This window comes from Shewanella rhizosphaerae (assembly GCF_019457655.1).
Taxonomy (GTDB): domain Bacteria; phylum Pseudomonadota; class Gammaproteobacteria; order Enterobacterales; family Shewanellaceae; genus Shewanella; species Shewanella loihica.
Genome location: NZ_CP080420.1, coordinates 697583 through 714493, shown reverse-complemented (window position 1 = coordinate 714493; position 16911 = coordinate 697583). Strand labels below are relative to the sequence as shown.

General features: G+C 56.0%; 15 protein-coding genes. 12 read left to right on the top strand and 3 right to left on the bottom strand.

Annotated elements, in window-relative coordinates:
- Position 1 precedes the first annotated feature (1 nt).
- Entirely contained in the window at positions 2-1168 is a 1167-nt protein-coding gene (gene zapE, locus K0I63_RS03235; RefSeq protein WP_220082506.1) for a cell division protein ZapE, read from the top strand.
- A 3-nt stretch (positions 1169-1171) separates the two neighbouring features.
- On the top strand, positions 1172-1978 hold the full coding sequence (locus K0I63_RS03230; protein ID WP_258406929.1) for an ABC transporter permease: 807 nt from the start codon (positions 1172-1174) through the stop codon (positions 1976-1978).
- Positions 1979-1986: 8 nt separating this feature from the next.
- Here K0I63_RS03230 and K0I63_RS03225 read toward each other — a convergent pair whose 3' ends face one another.
- Together K0I63_RS03225 and glnE are read right to left on the bottom strand one after the other, a co-directional pair.
- Positions 1987-2697, bottom strand: a complete 711-nt coding sequence (locus K0I63_RS03225) for a substrate-binding periplasmic protein (protein WP_258406928.1) — start codon at positions 2695-2697, stop codon at positions 1987-1989.
- A 110-nt stretch (positions 2698-2807) separates the two neighbouring features.
- On the bottom strand, positions 2808-5678 hold the full coding sequence (gene glnE / locus K0I63_RS03220; RefSeq protein ID WP_434086786.1) for a bifunctional [glutamate--ammonia ligase]-adenylyl-L-tyrosine phosphorylase/[glutamate--ammonia-ligase] adenylyltransferase: 2871 nt from the start codon (positions 5676-5678) through the stop codon (positions 2808-2810).
- A gap of 265 nt (positions 5679-5943) precedes the next feature.
- On the opposite strand from glnE, the gene K0I63_RS03215 reads away from it, so the two are divergent.
- The 8 genes from K0I63_RS03215 to K0I63_RS03180 all read left to right on the top strand — a co-directional run bounded on the left by K0I63_RS03215 (position 5944) and on the right by K0I63_RS03180 (position 12945).
- Positions 5944-6900: a hypothetical protein gene (locus tag K0I63_RS03215; protein ID WP_220082504.1), complete on the top strand. Its 957-nt coding sequence runs from the start codon at positions 5944-5946 to the stop codon at positions 6898-6900.
- Positions 6901-6911: 11 nt separating this feature from the next.
- The gene (locus K0I63_RS03210; RefSeq protein WP_220082503.1) at positions 6912-7811 is read left to right on the top strand and encodes a DUF350 domain-containing protein; all 900 of its coding nucleotides are present in this window, start codon (positions 6912-6914) and stop codon (positions 7809-7811) included.
- Between the two features lie 13 nt (positions 7812-7824).
- Positions 7825-9552 (top strand): polyamine aminopropyltransferase, encoded by a 1728-nt coding sequence (locus K0I63_RS03205; RefSeq protein WP_220082502.1) that lies wholly within the window; start codon positions 7825-7827, stop codon positions 9550-9552.
- Positions 9553-9641: 89 nt separating this feature from the next.
- On the top strand, positions 9642-10055 hold the full coding sequence (locus K0I63_RS03200) for a YjfI family protein (RefSeq protein ID WP_041508415.1): 414 nt from the start codon (positions 9642-9644) through the stop codon (positions 10053-10055).
- Between the two features lie 70 nt (positions 10056-10125).
- Positions 10126-10812: a PspA/IM30 family protein gene (locus tag K0I63_RS03195; protein ID WP_011864429.1), complete on the top strand. Its 687-nt coding sequence runs from the start codon at positions 10126-10128 to the stop codon at positions 10810-10812.
- Positions 10813-11023: 211 nt separating this feature from the next.
- Positions 11024-11668 (top strand): DUF4178 domain-containing protein, encoded by a 645-nt coding sequence (locus tag K0I63_RS03190; protein WP_220082501.1) that lies wholly within the window; start codon positions 11024-11026, stop codon positions 11666-11668.
- A 60-nt stretch (positions 11669-11728) separates the two neighbouring features.
- Positions 11729-12061, top strand: coding sequence for a hypothetical protein (locus K0I63_RS03185; RefSeq protein ID WP_144199654.1), 333 nt, complete (start codon positions 11729-11731; stop codon positions 12059-12061).
- Positions 12062-12141: 80 nt separating this feature from the next.
- Positions 12142-12945, top strand: coding sequence for an ion transporter (locus K0I63_RS03180; protein ID WP_220082500.1), 804 nt, complete (start codon positions 12142-12144; stop codon positions 12943-12945).
- 118 nt (positions 12946-13063) lie between these two features.
- Here the strand turns inward: K0I63_RS03180 and K0I63_RS03175 are convergent, their stop codons facing one another.
- Entirely contained in the window at positions 13064-14551 is a 1488-nt protein-coding gene (locus K0I63_RS03175; RefSeq protein ID WP_220082499.1) for a CYTH domain-containing protein, read from the bottom strand.
- Positions 14552-14804: 253 nt separating this feature from the next.
- On the opposite strand from K0I63_RS03175, the gene K0I63_RS03170 reads away from it, so the two are divergent.
- Both K0I63_RS03170 and K0I63_RS03165 read left to right on the top strand, forming a co-directional pair.
- Complete coding sequence (locus tag K0I63_RS03170) at positions 14805-15485, top strand: TIGR00153 family protein (RefSeq protein WP_011864424.1); 681 nt, start codon at positions 14805-14807, stop codon at positions 15483-15485.
- A gap of 24 nt (positions 15486-15509) precedes the next feature.
- On the top strand, positions 15510-16778 hold the full coding sequence (locus tag K0I63_RS03165) for an inorganic phosphate transporter (protein WP_220079867.1): 1269 nt from the start codon (positions 15510-15512) through the stop codon (positions 16776-16778).
- Positions 16779-16911: the final 133 nt, after the last annotated feature.

The window sequence follows — 16911 nt, the reverse complement described above, 5'->3', positions numbered from 1 at the left end:
CATGTCGCGCTCTCCCCTCCAAGGTTTTCAACATCAACTCACCCAGGAGAACTTTGTCGACGACCCGGCTCAGCAGCAGGCCATATTGCGCCTGGAAGCCCTCTATCAGGCTTTGCAAGCAACGCCTTCTAGCGCTCATAAGCCCGGCACTCTACATCCAAGTAATCAGGCGCCGACTAAGGGGCTCTATTTATGGGGCGACGTCGGTCGCGGCAAGACAATGCTGATGGATCTCTTCTGTCAGAGCCTGCCCGATGGGATGGCTCTCAGGCTGCATTTTCATCGCTTCATGGAGCGGGCTCATAATGATCTCAAGGCCGAGAGCGGCAAGCGCGATCCCCTAAGGCGCATCGCCGGCAGACTCGCTCAGAGTTATCGGGTGATCTGCTTCGATGAGTTTTTCGTCAGCGACATAGGCGATGCCATGATACTGTCGGGCCTGTTTGAGGCCCTGTTTGATCACGGGATCACTCTGATCGCCACCTCCAATACCCCCATAGAGCGCCTCTATGAGAATGGGCTGGCAAGAGACAGGTTTCTACCCTGCATCGCCCTGTTAGAAGCCCACACGGATGCCCTGCACCTGGATGGCGGCATGGATCACCGCCTGCGCCACCTCGACAAGGTACAGACCTATTTTTGGCAAGATGAGGGGGAGTTTGCCAAGCGTTTCGATACCCTGGAGCCTGGCGGTGGCAGCGACACACCGCTGACTGTCTTAGGCAGGGAAATAGCCGTTATTCGCCGCGGCACCTCGACCCTCTGGCTCGACTTCGACGCCCTGTGCGGCGGCCCACGCTCACAGCTCGACTATATCGCCATCGCCAGCCAGTTCGATACCCTGCTCCTGAGCCAAGTACCGCCCCTTGGGGGCACGCCGCGCAGCTGGATCCGCGCCAGGGGCACAGAAGATGGCGCCGCCGCTGTGGCCGCTGGGGACCGCCAGCTCAACTACGCGCCCAACGATGATCCGGCCCGGCGCTTCATCGCCCTGGTGGACGAGCTCTACGATCAAGGGGTCAAACTTTACCTAGAGGCCAGTCTGCCACTGGAGCAGCTCTACACCCCGGGCGCCCTGGCCTTCGAATTCAGACGCACCATGAGTCGCCTCATTGAGATGCAGTCGCGCCAATATCTGAACACAAACCGCACGGTGGGCGAGGCCTAAGCCATGAATACCCAGATGCAGGCGAGTCTAGATATTGGCTGGCTAGCGCTTGCGCTCTTCATGCTGGTGCTGCTTGTGCCCCTGGGAATAGGCAGACTGTTTAACCTAAAACTGGGTGGCGAGATGCTGCTGGCCGCCGCGCGGATGACGGCTCAGCTATTGTTAGTCGGCTTCTACCTCAAGTTTCTCTTTAGCCTGGAGAGTCTCTGGGTCAATCTGCTCTGGCTGAGTGTCATGCTGCTAGTAGGCGCTAGCGCCATCTTGGGCGGTGCCCGGCTACCTAAGGCCAGGCTAATGCTACCACTACTCTTTAGCCTAAGCGTCAGTTTGCTGCCCCTGCTGGCACTGCTGCTATTGGCGCTGCTGCAACCCTCGCCTGTCTATCAGTCACAATACATGATCCCCCTGGCAGGCATGCTACTGGGTAACAGCCTCTCGGGGAATATTCTGGCGCTACAGCGTCTGTTTAACGCCTTCGAGGAGAAACAGGAGGAGTATCAGGGGCGACTCGCCCTGGGCGCAACACCCTGGCAGGCGGCCTTTCCATTCATACAAGGCGCGCTGCAACAGGCCCTCGCCCCCAGTATCGCCGCCATGAGCACCATGGGACTGGTGACCCTGCCCGGCATGATGACGGGACAGATCCTCGGCGGCAGCGATCCCTTAGTCGCGGTGAAATATCAGGTGGTGATCATGCTAGCCATCTTGGTGATGCTGAGTATGAGCGTCGCCAGCGTCCTCAGTCTGGCGGTGCGTCAATGCCTGAATCACAGCGGTAAGCTGCTGATAAAACGCGTCGAATCAATCTAAAACTAGCACTAACGATACTTGGCCAGAATGTTCTCGTATTGGGTCTTGCCGTTGGCCTCTATGGTGGCCTTCACCTTATCTATCCCCTGCTGCAGACGACGACGCAGCTCGGGATCGCTATCCCGGCTGAAGGCGTAATAAAGCTCGCTCACCTTGAGGGTAAAGACCACCTCAAACTCGTCGGTGTCAATCCCCTCCTGTTTCATCAGGTAGCGACCCACCACCTCCTCATAGGCCCAGAGATCGACCCGTTCACGCCTGAGCATGTGCACCAAGGAAGTGGCCTCATGGGCGCGGCGCAACTGCTCACGGGCGATGCCGGCTGCCAGCAATGCCTGCTCGCCGATATCCTGGGCGATCACCCCTATGCTGTATTGATTGAGCTGCTCCACATCCGTGATATGGATATCGCGATCGGCGCGAGCGAAGATCACGATACGGGTCGCCGAGATGGGGCCGACCCAGTCGAACAACGGCTCACGATAGGGAGTGCGGGTGGTGGAGAAGAGCACGGTATTCTTGCCGGTGCGGGTCAGCTTATAGCCCCTGGCCCAGGGCACCAGCTGTATGCTGTGAACGTCGAAACGACCGTCGACCCTGCGGGCCGCCGCGGCCAGCAGATCCACGGCGATCCCCTTAAGCTGATGGGATTCACGGTAATTATAGGGCGGGTAGGATTCGGTGTAATAGCTGAGCTGCGACAGCTTGTTCAGGGCCAATAGCTCGCCATTGCAGCTAAAAAATGCCACAACAGCGAGGATCAACGCCCGACATATAGCCACATGCCCACCCCATCAGTCACAGACCTAATTTGAGTGTAGCAGAAAGGCTATTGGCCGCTATTGAGCACCTGCTCGTAGATGGCCAGCACCCGCTGCACATGCAGATCCACACTCTCCTGAGGCAGCTGTCCCGGCGCCTGTTGCAGCGTCAGGCGGTGACTCTCGTCGCGCAGGTAGCAATAGGCCTGGGTCAGGTGTTGGGCGCTCAGGTGAGGCAAAAGCTCCAGCTCAGACAGCACTTCGAAGATGCGCACATTATCGGACCAGATCGCCAGCTCTGGATGGTCATGGGTGTTGGCCAGCACCAGATACTGGGCGATAAATTCGATGTCGGCGATCCCGCCTGGGCTCTGTTTGAGATCGAAGCAGCCCTCATCGACCTTAAGCAGATGAGTGCGCATCTTCTGGCGCATCTCACGCACCTCCTTAGCCAGCTCAGCCTTGTCCCGCTCCATGGCGAGCACGTCGGCCCTCAGCTCGCTGAAACGGGCGGCCAGGCGATTATCGCCAAACAGGAAGCGGGCCCGCACCAACGCCTGATGCTCCCAGGTCCAGGCTTCTTCACGCTGATAGCTACCGAAATATTCGATCTCACTCACCAACAGGCCAGAGGCGCCCGAGGGGCGCAAACGCATATCTACCTCGTAGAGTTCTCCCGAGGTGGTGCGGGTGGAGAAGAGATGCAAGATCCGCTGGGCCAGCTTGAGATAGAAGTGGCCAATGTCGATGGGGCGATCGCCGTTGGTCTGCTGCGCCTCAGGATACTTGTCGCGGGTATAGTTGTGCAGAAAAACCAGGTCCAGATCTGAGCCGTAACCCAGCTCCAGCCCACCCGCCTTGCCGTAGCCTATCACCGCAAAGCCCATCTCCTCAGCTGCAAGATAAGGCGGCACGCCATGGCGCTTGCTCACCTGTTGCCAGGCCTGCAACACCACCTGCTCTATGATCGCCTCGGCAAGGAAGGTCAGATGGTCGCTCACCTGCATCACAGGCAGCACGCCGGTCACGTCGGCGGCGGCGATCTTCAGCTGCTGCGACAGCTTAAACTGACGCAGGGCCTCCATCTGCTGTTCCATATCCTCCTCGGGCACCCGCAGCAGGTATTGGCGCAGCTCGCTGGGGTAGTCATCCAAGGATGTAGTGTCATAGAGCTGAGCCGGATCGATCAACTCGTCCAGCAGCATAGGGAACTTGGCCAGCTGCTCGCCGATCCAGGGACTGGCCATGCACAGGCTCACCAGCTGCTGACGGGCACCAGGATTTTCGAACAGCAGCTCGAGGTAAGTGGTACGGGTGAGGATCTGATCCAGCACCTTACTCACCGGCAGGAAGGCCTTGGTGGGCGTCGGCAGCTGAATAAACTCCTGCAGCAGCCAGGGCATTAATTTATCGAGTGTTTCTCGACCGCGCGGGCCTATGGTGCGTTTAGCGACTGTGCCACGCCAGCTCTTCAGGGCGGGCCAGAGTTCACTCTCCTCGACGCCATGCTCCCTGAGCAGGGCCTCGGCGTCTTCATCCTCAACCAGGCTCCACAGCTGGGCGGTCCACTGCTCGGCCACCTCGTCGCTCTCCTGACCGCCCACCGTCTCCTTAAAGTAGCGATGGATCTTGGCCATCGCCGATTCGATATGGGTACGCAGCTCGGCCTCGCCCGCCATGCCCAAGGCGAAACAGAGACGCTGCCAATCCAGCAGGTGTTGCGGCAGGGTCTGAGTCTGCTGATCGCCGATGGCCTGCAGCAGGTTTTCCACCCGGCGCAGCATGAGGTAGCTCTGTTTGAGCTCATCCACCGCCAGGTATTCCAACTGCCCCAGCTTATAGAGGGTGTCTATTGCGCCAAACAGGCTCTGCTGACGCAGCGCCGGCTCTCGCCCGCCACGGATCAGCTGAAAACTCTGCACCACGAACTCGACCTCGCGGATGCCACCGGCCCCCAGCTTGATGTTGTCGGTCAATCGGCGGCGTCTCACCTCCTGGGTGATCAACTGCTTCATCTTGCGCAGGGATTCGATGGCCGAGAAATCGATATAGCGGCGATAGACGAAGGGGCGCAGCATGTCGTGTAGCTCGTCGCTGTAGGCGCTCCAGGGTCCCAGGGCACGAGCCTTGACCATGGCGTAGCGCTCCCAGTCCCTGCCCTGCTCCTGATAATAGTCTTCAAGGCCGCTGAAGCTGACCACCAGCGGGCCACTCTCGCCGTAGGGGCGCAGGCGCATGTCGACCCGGTAGACGAAGCCATCGACCGTCACCTGATTGAGCAGGTTGACCAGACGCTGACCCATGCGAATAAAGAACTGCTGGTTGTCCTGACTGCGACGACCGCCTTGGGTCTCGCCATGCTCGGGGAAGGTAAAGATAAGGTCGATATCGGAAGAGAAGTTGAGCTCGCGGCCACCCAGCTTGCCCATGCCTAAGATCATCAAGGGCTGAGGATTGCCCTCGCTGTCGCAGGGGGTGCCATACTGCTGGCACATCTGGCCATAGAGCCAGTCGCGGGCGGCGATGATCAGCGCCTCGGCCAGGGCCGAGAGGTCCAGCAGGGAGTCGTTCAGCTCGGCGTAGCCTAAGAAATCCCGCCAGGCGAGGCGCACCATCTGACGATTGCGGTAGCGGCGCAGTATCGCCTTGACCTGCTCCTCGTCGTTGGCGCCGGCCAGAATGGAGTGCAGCTCAGCACTGAAACTGTCGCGAGCCAGCATACTCAGTTGCCCCTCGAACAGAGAGACTATCCAGTTAGGATGGCGGCACAGCTGCTCGGCGACAAAGTCGCTGAGGCCGAAGATGGTTTTCAGCTCTTTGGTCTGCTCCGGGGTGAGCTGTTCGGAGATATCCGGCCAGGCCTCGGCGAGGCGTTGCCAATGCTGCTCGGCAACCTGATTGACTTCATGGGGTAACGCTTGCTCGCTCATGTTTTCCATCGCCAGAAAAATCCTTCAGCCTTAAACGGTCGACATATTATGTCATCAATGCTATAGATAAGCTGTTAATGCAACCAAGCGGTAATCATCTTGGCATAAAATTGTCACCCAAATTACTCATCCATATTATCAGAGGGAGTAAAGATGGCTTTTTATCCTGCACTACAGGTTACTATAACCCAGCTTATCGCTATATTATGCAAAGAAGTCGCAGACTGATCACTCATTTATCGGTCTCAATCTCAACTAAATTTATGGAGAAAACATGGCAGTGATGCTAATGCGTGTTCTCGCGCTGACCCTGGTCTTCGCCCTGGCGGGATGCGGCGACGACAGGCCAGAGAAGATCGCCAAGTTTCAACAGCTGGCCCAGGCCAGGGTCGACACCCTAGGCCAGATGCTGGATAACGGTGAGGTGCGCAACGCCAACCTACTCAAGCAATATGCCGACATCCTCGCATCAACCAAGCCAGACGTCGCCCCCCTGTTGCAGGAGCTGTCTAAAGACGCCAGTAGCCAGGGCCCCATGTATGCTTCGCTCAAGCGGCGTCTACAGGAGCTGGGCAACGAGAGCAATTTCGTCGATCTAGACCAGCAGCTCGACGAGGCGGAAAACCTCTACCAGGCGGCCGATCCCAGCCTGTATAACGACATGCTGTCGGACCCGGTGAACGTGGTCGCCGACATGTCAGGTGGCGCGCTCGCCAGGGTAAATGCCATCAGCCGCGAGGCTGATATTCTCGCCAATGGCGGCGAAGACTTTGGCGCAGGCAGCCAACTTGTGGGCAACCCGGCCTACGGCAGTTGGCAGGCCGGCAGCAACGGCATGTCTTTCTGGGCCTGGTATGGCATGTATTCCATGTTCTCCAACCTGGTACGCGGCCCCATCTACTACGACAGATGGTCGAGCCGCCGCAACTACAGCTACTACAACGACGTGGGCCGCTATCGCTACACCTCGCCCAAACAGGCCCGCGCCCAGAACCAGACCTTCGAGCGCACCAAGAAGCAGTTCAACCGTCAGGGTAAGCAATTCGACAGCCCCTACGCCAAGTCTCGCTCTGGCTCCACCAGCCTATCGCGTCAAAGCGCATCGACGCCTAAGGCCAGCACCACAGGACGGGCGACCGGCGGCAGCAAATTCCGCTCAAACTACTCTAAGAACAGTAACTTCAGAAACTCTAGCAGTCGTACGACGCGCAGTGTTCGTCGGGGCAAATAAAGGATATTAAGATGACATTTTTTCAACACTACGGTCTGACCCAGGAACTGGCGATCATCTTGGCCATAGATCTGACTATCGCCATCGTCTTGCTCACGGCCATGCGTTACCTGCAGGGCTGGACCGTTAAGGTCAACAGCACCCATGAGTTATCCGAGCGGGACAACTTCGCCTTCGGCATCAGCACCGCTGGCGCCATAGCAGGCCTTGGTATCGTACTTACCGGCGCCATCACGGGCGAGGCGGCCCAGTCTTATCTCGTCGAGGCTATCGGCATGAGCGCCTACGGCATCTTCGGCCTGATTCTGATCAAACTCGGTCGCTTCCTGCATGACAAGGTGGCGCTGAACGAGATAGATAAAAACGCCATGATCTTAAAGGGCAATATCTCAGTAGCCATAGTGGATGCCACAGCCGCCATCGCCACCGCCATCATCATACGTTCCGTACTGCTTTGGGCCGAAGATCTGACCCTGGATACCTTTATCGCCATCTTCAGCGCCTTTGCCATCTCACAGCTGATGTTGGTGCTGCTGACACGTCTACGCGAGCGCAGCTATGCCAAGCGCCACAACGACAGCTCGATGCAAGAGGCGCTGGCCAAGGGGCATATCGCGGTGGCGATTCGTCACAGCGGCTATATGCTCGCCATGGCACTGAGCTTCAACGCCGCCAGCCACTTCATCGTCTTCATGCCGACCGCCTATGTCACCAACATACTCGGCTGGCTGATCTTCTCGGTGATCATGCTGCTCGCCCTCTCACTGCTACTGGCCCTGGTGAAGAAACTGGTGCTGGCCAATATCAACCTGAAAGCAGAGGTCGAAGAGCAGCACAACATAGGTATCGCCACCGTCGAGCTGGCCATCAGCGTGGCCATCGCCCTGATCCTCACCAGCCTGATGGCCTAAGACGCTACCCTGAATGCAATCGACACACACCACAACGCCTGCTCCTGCAGGCGTTAAATCATTAAGCTGGCTCGACGATCTCCTGCTGCTGGGGATCATGGCGGTACTGGCCGCCTGTGGCCTCATCTACGAATACCTGCTGTCCCACTATGCGGGGCGTATCCTGGGGGCCCTGGAAGCCGCCATCTACACTATGATCGGCTTGATGATCGTCTCCATGGGCGTCGGCGCCTTTGCGGCGCGCAAGATCCGCTGCGCCTTCACCGGCTTCGCCATGCTGGAGCTGTGCGTCGCCCTCTGTGGCGCCCTGGCGATTCTGATCACCGCCGCCGTGATCGGCTTCGGCCAGCAACTGCCCATCATCATCGCCAGCACCATAGGCTTGCCGCCGGATCAGCTGCCCCAGGGCGGCTTTATCGGCACGCTGCAGAAGCTGAGCGAATACCTGCCCTATGCCTGGGGCGTCTTGCTTGGCCTGATGATCGGCATGGAGATCCCCCTGATCGCCCGGGTGCGTCAGTCACTTTGTGACGAGCACCTAATGCATAACGCAGGCACCATCTATGGCGCCGACTATATAGGTGCCGGCGTCGGCGCCGCCATCTGGGTGATCTTCATGCTGGCGCTGGATATCCAGCTGGCCGCGGCGCTCACCGCCAGCTTCAACCTGCTGGCCGGCTTCCTGTTTATCTGGCGTTTCTGGTCCAAGATCCGCTTTAACCGACTGTTGTTGGCAGGCCATCTGCTCACCACTGGTATATTGCTGGTGCTGGCTATTCATGGCCCCAAGTGGGATCAGGCCTTCAATAATCTGCTCTACAAGGACAAGGTGGTCTACGCCAAGGCGACCCGTTTTCAGCAGCTCACCTTTACCGAGCGTCTGCGGGGCAATCACCTGGCGCCTGTCTACTCTCTGTATATCAATGGCCGCCTGCAGTTCTCCAGCCAGGATGAGCATATCTATCATGCCTTTTTGGTACATCCGACGCTGGCTGCCAGTGCCCGTCACGACAAGGTGTTAATCATAGGCGGCGGCGACGGTCTGGGCCTGAGGCAGGTGCTCAAATGGCAGCCCAAGCAGGTCACCCTGATGGATCTGGACGCGGATCTGGTGAGGCTGTTCAAGGAGGGCGACCCAGAGATGCCGCAGCGGCTTGCCGACGCGCTGCTAAAGCTTAATGGCGATGCCTTTAACGATGCGCGGGTCGAGCTGCTGATAGACGATGCCTTTAACGGCGCCGACAAGCTTATAAGACGCGGCGAGAAGTTTGACGCCATTATCGTGGATCTGCCTGACCCCAGCCATCCGGATCTCAACAAGCTCTATTCGGATCTCTTCTATCGCAAGCTCAAGGAACTACTGAGCAGCGACGGGGCGATCTCGGTGCAGTCGACCTCCCCCTATCACGCCGCCAAGGCCTTCATCTCGGTCGGTAAGACGCTGCAAGCCGCAGGCTTTCAAGTAGAGCAGTATCACCACAATGTGCCCAGTTTCGGCGAATGGGGCTGGAGCATAGGCACCCTAAGGGGCCAAAACGCCAAGCAGCGACTGTCGAGTATGACAGAGTTGCCGGTCGATGACCCTTGGCTCACGCCTGGACTTATCAGGGCGGCTTTTGAATTTCCTAAAAATTATTATGAACATGCAGACCAGGTGAAGGTCAACGATATAGGCTCAATGCATCTGTATCGCTACCATCAGCGCGCCTGGTCAGAGGATGAGAACCTGACGCTCGACTGACGGTAAAATGGAACACAAAAATAGCGCTTGACATATTATGTCGCAGTGCTATCTTTAATCGCAGACATAATATGTCAAAGAGGATAAATATGAACATTCACAACATTGCCAACCACCTCAATGCACTTGGCGACAACAGCCACACCGGCTTTCAATTCGACTGTTATCCCATAGATGGCGACGTCGAAGTCCTGCAAGTCAACGTTGTGGGACGCGAAGAGATCCCTGTGTTTGTATCGGTAACGGACAACCAAATCCTGTGCATCAGCTACCTATGGGGCGAAGACGAAGTTAAGCAAGAACGTCGCAGCGAGATGTTTGAAACCATGCTCGAACTCAACATCCCTATGCCACTGTCCTCCTTCGCTAAGGTCGACGACAAGTACGTGGTCTATGGAGCCCTGTCTGTGCAATCGAGCATGTTAGAGATAGAGCAAGAGCTGTCAGTCCTGTCCGACAACTGTCTGGAAGTGATCGACGAGCTGGCCGATTTCTTAAAGTAACCGCTAACCAATTTAGTCATGTGATGGTTTACGCATAAGGCGACGCCATTACCCCAAGAGGAGTCATATTATGGGCATACTGAACAAGATCCTCACCGCATTTCGCGGTGGCGCCACCGAAGTTGGCCAGAGTATCGTCGACGCCAACTCGACACGCATCTTCGAACAAGAGATCCGTGACGCAGAGAAACACCTGACCAAGGCCAAGCGCGAGCTGACCGACGTCATGGCCAAAGAGATGCAAGCCAGCCGCGAAGTGGATCGCCTAAAGCGCGCCATCGCCGAGCACGAAGGCTATGCGACTCAGGCGCTGGAGAAAGAAAACGAAGCCTTGGCCCTGGAAGTGGCCGAGAAGATCGCTCAGCTTGAGCAAGAGCTTTCTGAACACCAGAGCGCCAACGACAGCTTTAGCGCCCACGCCGCCCGTCTGAAAGACCTGGTGCGCAAGACAGAGCGCCAGCTGGCCGACTACCAACGTCAGCTCAGCATGGTCAAGACCACGGAAAGCGTGCAGAAGGCCACGGCGACCATTACCGATTCCTTCGCTAGCAGCAACTCTAAACTGCTGAACGCCAAGGATTCGTTGGAGCGCATCAAGGCGCGTCAGCAGCAGTTCGACGACCGTCTCAAGGCCGCCGAGACCCTGGCCGACGAGAACAGCGACAAGTCGCTTCAGGCCAAGCTGGCCGAGGCGGGTATCGGCGAGCAGAAGTCCAATGCCAACGCGGTATTGGATCGCCTCAAAGCCCGTAAGTAAGTCATAGGCGACTAGCGAAATCAAAGCACCTTGCGGCCCAGCCCAAGGTGCTTTTGTGCCCATCACGGTAAGCGTTCTGCAATGACGCAAGAAAACGCTTGCTAACAAGGCAGGATTTTTCGATAAGCAGTTATCGAAGGTTTTAACAAGCCTGCATGAGCAGTGATTTACTAGGATTGGTATCAACCATTATTCTTCTCGAGGGTAGTTCATGGGATTCTTAAAAGGATTGTTTGGTAAGAAAGAGGCGCCCAAACGCCAACTCAACCATCCTAATCATTTGCAAAAAGGCGATATTATCAGCCTGGATGACAGCTTTGCCCTGCCCGAGCAACTGCGAGGCCAACAGCTGAGAGTTGAAGGGATCAACACCTACGAATACCAGCGCAAACAGCTCTGCGAATGGGTGCTCAAGGGCCACGGCAACGACAGCCTCTGCCTCTCTCTGGATGAAGACGACGAAACCTACCTGGCCTTCTCCATCAAGATCCCCCGCAGCCAGGTGGAGCAGCTGTTCGATCTCGACGCCTTCAGCGAGATCTTCGAAGAAGACTCGCACGCCGAACTTGAGGTCAAAGAGACCCCTGCCGCCCTCACGGGATGGCTGGGTGAGCACTATCATCAGGTAAACTTCGCCCAGTTTGGCTATTTCCACCGCGTCGATTATCGCGGCATGCGTCCGCCTCAAGACGAAGGGATGAACTCGGGCGAGCCGTTCGAGAGTTATCTGCTGCTGGATGAAGAGGAAAATCGCGCCGTCGAGGTCGAGGTGTACGAAGGGGGCGACACAGATGTCAGCCTCACTATTTACCGTCCCTTGAGCGATATTCGCCAATATTGGCCAGCACAGCTATAAACAACACAGGGCGGTCATGCCGCCCACTTTGCAAGATTCACAGCACCTTAAGGCAAGCTAATGACCAAGAATAAGAAGCTGCTTCCCGAACAGTGGCAGCAGAATCAGAAAGCCGCCAAGGCCACCCAGGTCGCATTCGATCTGGACGAGAAGTTTCAATACTCTATCCGCAAGGCCGCACTAGATGCCGGTGTCAGCCCCTCGGATCAGATCCGCAGCATACTAGGGCTGGCCACCACCAAGCGGCCCAAGCGTCCGCGGCTCACTGTCTCCCTCAGCCCGGAAGATTATCAACAACTGGCGGAAAAATATGGCCTGGCCGCCGATGAGCAATTGGAAATAAAACGCCGCGTATTGGATGACCTGGTTCATTTTGTCGACAAAAACGAATAAGATCATGGGCTGTATACTATTTTAGGGCGACTCACAGGGAAATTCGGCTTGAGCGCCGCCGCCAAAAAGGAATCGATATCATGATCGATAGAAAGCGCTGGCTTCTGCCCATCAACCAGAACCCCACTCCCTTCGAGCTGGCGATGATGCTGCTCTCCTTGATCTCTGTCATCGTGGTACTCATGTTGACCTTCGCCAAGCTGGATGGCGAGACCCGCCGCCTGCTCTTCTTCATCGACACCAGCATCTGCGTCATCTTCATCAGCTATTTCTTTATCAACCTGTTTCGCGCCGAAGATAAGCGTGACTACTTCAGGCACCACTGGATCGATCTGGTGGCAAGTATCCCCGCCATCGAAGCCTTGAGGCTGGCCCGTTTCTTCCAGATCTTGCGGGTGATCCGCCTGATCCGCATGACCCGTTCTATTCTTATCCCCCTAATGCGCCAGCGTCAGGAGACCACCCTCGCCAGCCTGTTGGTGGCCATGGTGACCATACTCACCCTCGCCTCGGTAATGATTCTGTTAGTGGAGAGCGGCGATCCCAATGCCAATATCCACACCGCAGAAAACGCCATCTGGTGGGCGCTGGTGACCATCTCTACCGTGGGTTACGGCGACTATTATCCTGTCACCACAATCGGCCATTTCATCGGCGGCCTGGTGATCGTCTGTGGGGTGAGCTTCTTCGGGGTGATCTCGGGTTACATGGCCTCTATCTTCATCGCGCCAGACAGCAAGCAGCATCAGGAGGCCCAGAGCCAACAGATGCGTGACGAGCTACAGATAGTGCTGCAGCGGATGGAGAAGAATCAGGAGACCCTGCTGGCGGAGATAGCAACCCTCAAGCACCAGCTGGATGAAAAGAAAGAGGCCAAAGACTAACTCGGCACCTAGGCGTCGAGTGTGTGGGTGAATGTGAGGTTGAGTGGGAGTGTATAGCTGTTAGCGTGCACTAACACCTTAACCAACCTGCCCACTAACCGCTAAAAAGCTAAAAGCCTTAACGCCAATAGGGCTGCACCTTGAGAGCCGAGCGGCGCGAATGCTCCATGGCAAACAGCAGACTCTGCTCCTTGCTATCCAGCCAATCATCGATATCCCGCCCCTGCGTGGCGGCGGTTTGCCTCAGACTGTGGTAGGCGCCCAGGGTGCGTATGCCTAATACCAGATCCTGCCAGGGGGCGCGGAACTGATCCCGCGACTTATGCTTATACAGCTCACCATAGGCGAAACCGACCAAGATGCTCTCATCCAGCGCCTTAGCGAAAGATTGATAATCTTCGCTGCTCAGCTCGGCATTGGAGGGCATTAAATCGACAATCTGCTGCCAGGAGGCTTCCTGTAGCCGATCGGCAAAGGCTTGCAGGCTCTGCTGCTCACTGATATATACCTGCCCGGCATTCACCGCCATCAAGAGGCTCACCAGACGTACCTGCAACTGACCATAGGTCACATGGTTAAGCATGGCATCTATCTTTTGTGGCATCTCCAGGGCAGCCAGCTCATGGCGCACCGCATCCAGCAAGCCTTCGGGCTCACTCAGATTACTCAACAGGGCACCGTCACCATCCAGCAGCTCACACAGACTCAGCCCCTTGTCGACGAAGCTCAGCTGCGACTCTATGGCATCGAAGGCCTGCAGCAATTTGTCATCCAGCAGGGAAAACTGCGCCAGGGTGCAACGCAGCAGGCGAATGCAGGCGCGCAGACGATAGCCAAGCAACGGCAGTTGGCGCGCCGCCTGACGGGATTCCAGCAGCATCTCTTCCAGCAGCTGCCAGCGATCAAGACCGGTTTCCAGTAGGGTCACCAGGGCCTGTTTCGTAGTGCCCTTCTTTGGCAGGGCGATAAAGGCCAAGGTATCTAGCTGCAGTGGGCTGGCCATGGCCGCCAGGCGATACCCTCGCTGGGCCTTGCTGGCACGCCCAAGTCTCGCCGGGATCTGCTCTGTCACCCTCTCGGCCAGCGCCAATAGCGCCTGGGCGTCGCCCGCCAGCAACTCAAATTCCAGCTCACAGATAGGCTCGCACTGGCCATTGGCACTGATGCTGCCGATATCCAGCGCCACCTCTACCAGGCTCTCATCGAGATAGATATGCCAGCTCATGCGGGTAAAATCTGTGTCGAACAGCGAGACCAACGCATCCTGTACCGGGTCGATTTCGGCGCCCTCTGGCCAGATCTCAGTGGGGAAAAGCGACAAATTGACCTTTGCTTGATCGATATCAATATTGTACTCGGGGCGGGAGTGCACCCCACCTACCACAGTGCCGGCGGTCTTGATCGTCTGCTCAAATTGACCGTCTCGGCCACGAATACGCAGTCCCATGTCCCAGCGTCTGAGCTGAAGATCTGGGGTATCGTAGTAACTGTTGGTCAGATGAATCGCGCCTTTTGCATCGCTATGGGGTAGACTGTTAAGCAGTGATACCAAGGCTTCGCGTTTGTTTTCGGGGAAAAATAGTTTTAGCTCTATCTCGGCTTCCATTCGCCAGCTGCTCACTTTTTTAATCTAGGACTCGGAACTGTAATGAATGTGTCATTATACTTTAATGAAAATTTCACAATGTCATATTAATGTCATAATCGGCCATTAGTATCTCGCATTGCAGTTTATATATAACTCGTTAGAATAAAAACTGTGGGTTTTTATATAAAAACACAGTTTCAATACGCGGACGCTTGGGTTAACATGCGCCCGCATTTTCCAACAGTGGAATAACCTAAATAGGTACACGGCAATGCCAGTAAACTCTATTTTGGGCGTGTTTGCAAAATCGCCAATTAAACCATTACAAGATCATATCGACAAGGTGCACGACTGTGCCTCGATCCTTGTACCATTTTTTGACGCTACTGTCGCAGGTGACTGGGACAAAGCGGTTCAACTCCGTAAGCAAATCAGCCAATCAGAACGTGAAGCAGACGAACTCAAGCGTGAAATCCGCTTAACGCTTCCCGGCGGCCTGTTTATGCCAGTTGAAAGAACTGACTTACTGGAGCTACTTACCCAGCAAGATAAAATCGCCAACAAGGCGAAAGACATTTCAGGTCGCGTTATCGGCCGTCAGCTACTTGTCCCAGAAGCAATTCAAGATACCTTTAATGCCTACCTGGCACGCTGCCTCGATGCAGTGGCTCAGGCTAAGCAAGCCATCAACGAACTCGACGACCTGCTAGAAACAGGTTTCAGAGGCCGTGAGGTCGATCTTGTCGCTAAAATGATCGTGGAACTCGACAAAATTGAAGAGGACACCGACGATCTACAAATCAAAATCCGTCGTCAGTTGTTTAGCATCGAGAATCAGCTAAACCCTGTGGATGTGATGTTCCTCTATAAGATAATTGAGTGGGTTGGAGACTTGGCAGACCTTGCCGAGCGTGTCGGTTCCCGCCTAGAGCTAATGTTAGCTCGCGTCTAAAAACAAAGTTATCAAGGTATCAACATGGTTGATGTATTAATCACCAATGGCCCGTGGCTAATCGCCATTGCGGCTGCATTTGGATTTTTAATGGCGTGGGGTATTGGCGCAAACGATGTCGCTAATGCTATGGGAACCTCAGTAGGTTCAAACGCGATCACCATTAAACAAGCGATCATCATCGCGATGATCTTCGAATTTGCCGGCGCGTACCTCGCAGGCGGTGAAGTAACCAGCACGATCCGTAAAGGGATCATAGATTCGGCCTATTTTGTCGACTCGCCTGAGCTGCTGGTATACGGCATGATCTCGGCGCTACTGGCTGCCGGTATCTGGTTGGTTGTCGCGTCAGCCCTGGGCTGGCCGGTATCGACCACTCACTCTATCGTCGGCGCTATAGTAGGTTTCGCCGCCGTTGGTGTGAGCGCCGATTCTGTTGCCTGGAGCAAGGTATTGGGTATCGTGGGGTCATGGATCATCACCCCGGCGATCTCAGGCTTTATCGCCTTTACCATCTTCCAAAGCGTACAGAAGCTGATCTTCAACACTGACAACCCGCTGGAAAACGCCAAGCGTTACGTGCCTTTCTACATGGCACTGGCCGGTTTCGTCATGTCGCTGGTGACCATCAAGAAGGGTCTGAAGCACGTAGGTCTGCACTTCACCAACGTCGAAGCCTACTCACTGGCTGTCGTTATCGCGATCCTAGTCGGTATTGGCGGTATGATTGCCATCAGACGTCTAAAGATGAGCCAGAGCGCCGATCGTCAGACGCAGTTTGGTAACGTGGAGAAGGTATTCGCTATTCTGATGGTTGTGACCGCTTGTTGTATGGCGTTCGCCCACGGTTCTAACGATGTCGCCAACGCTATTGGCCCTCTGGCCGCCGTGGTATCCGTGGTAAATAGCGGTGGCGAGATCGCCAGCAAGGCTGAATTAGTGTGGTGGATCCTACCACTGGGTGCCTTCGGTATCGTTATGGGTCTGGCTATCTTCGGTAAGCGTGTGATGCAGACTATCGGTAAGAACATCACTCACCTGACACCTAGCCGCGGTTTTGCCGCCGAGCTGGCTGCCGCCTCTACCGTGGTTATCGCCTCGGGTACGGGTCTGCCTATCTCGACCACTCAGACACTGGTTGGTGCCGTGTTGGGTGTGGGTATGGCACGTGGTATCGCCGCCATCAACATCGGCGTGGTACGTAACATCGTGGTCTCTTGGGTAGTGACACTGCCTGCGGGTGCGGGTCTATCGATCATCTTCTTCTTCATGATCAAGGGGATCTTTAGCTAAGCTAAGCCCTATTCATGAGAGATTTAAAAGGAAGCCTCAGGGCTTCCTTTTTTGTTTCCATTTATCCTGACTTTTAGCCATGCGGTTTGGGCTTATCTTTTCTGCGCAACTTGTTTGCCAAACTAGGCAGCTA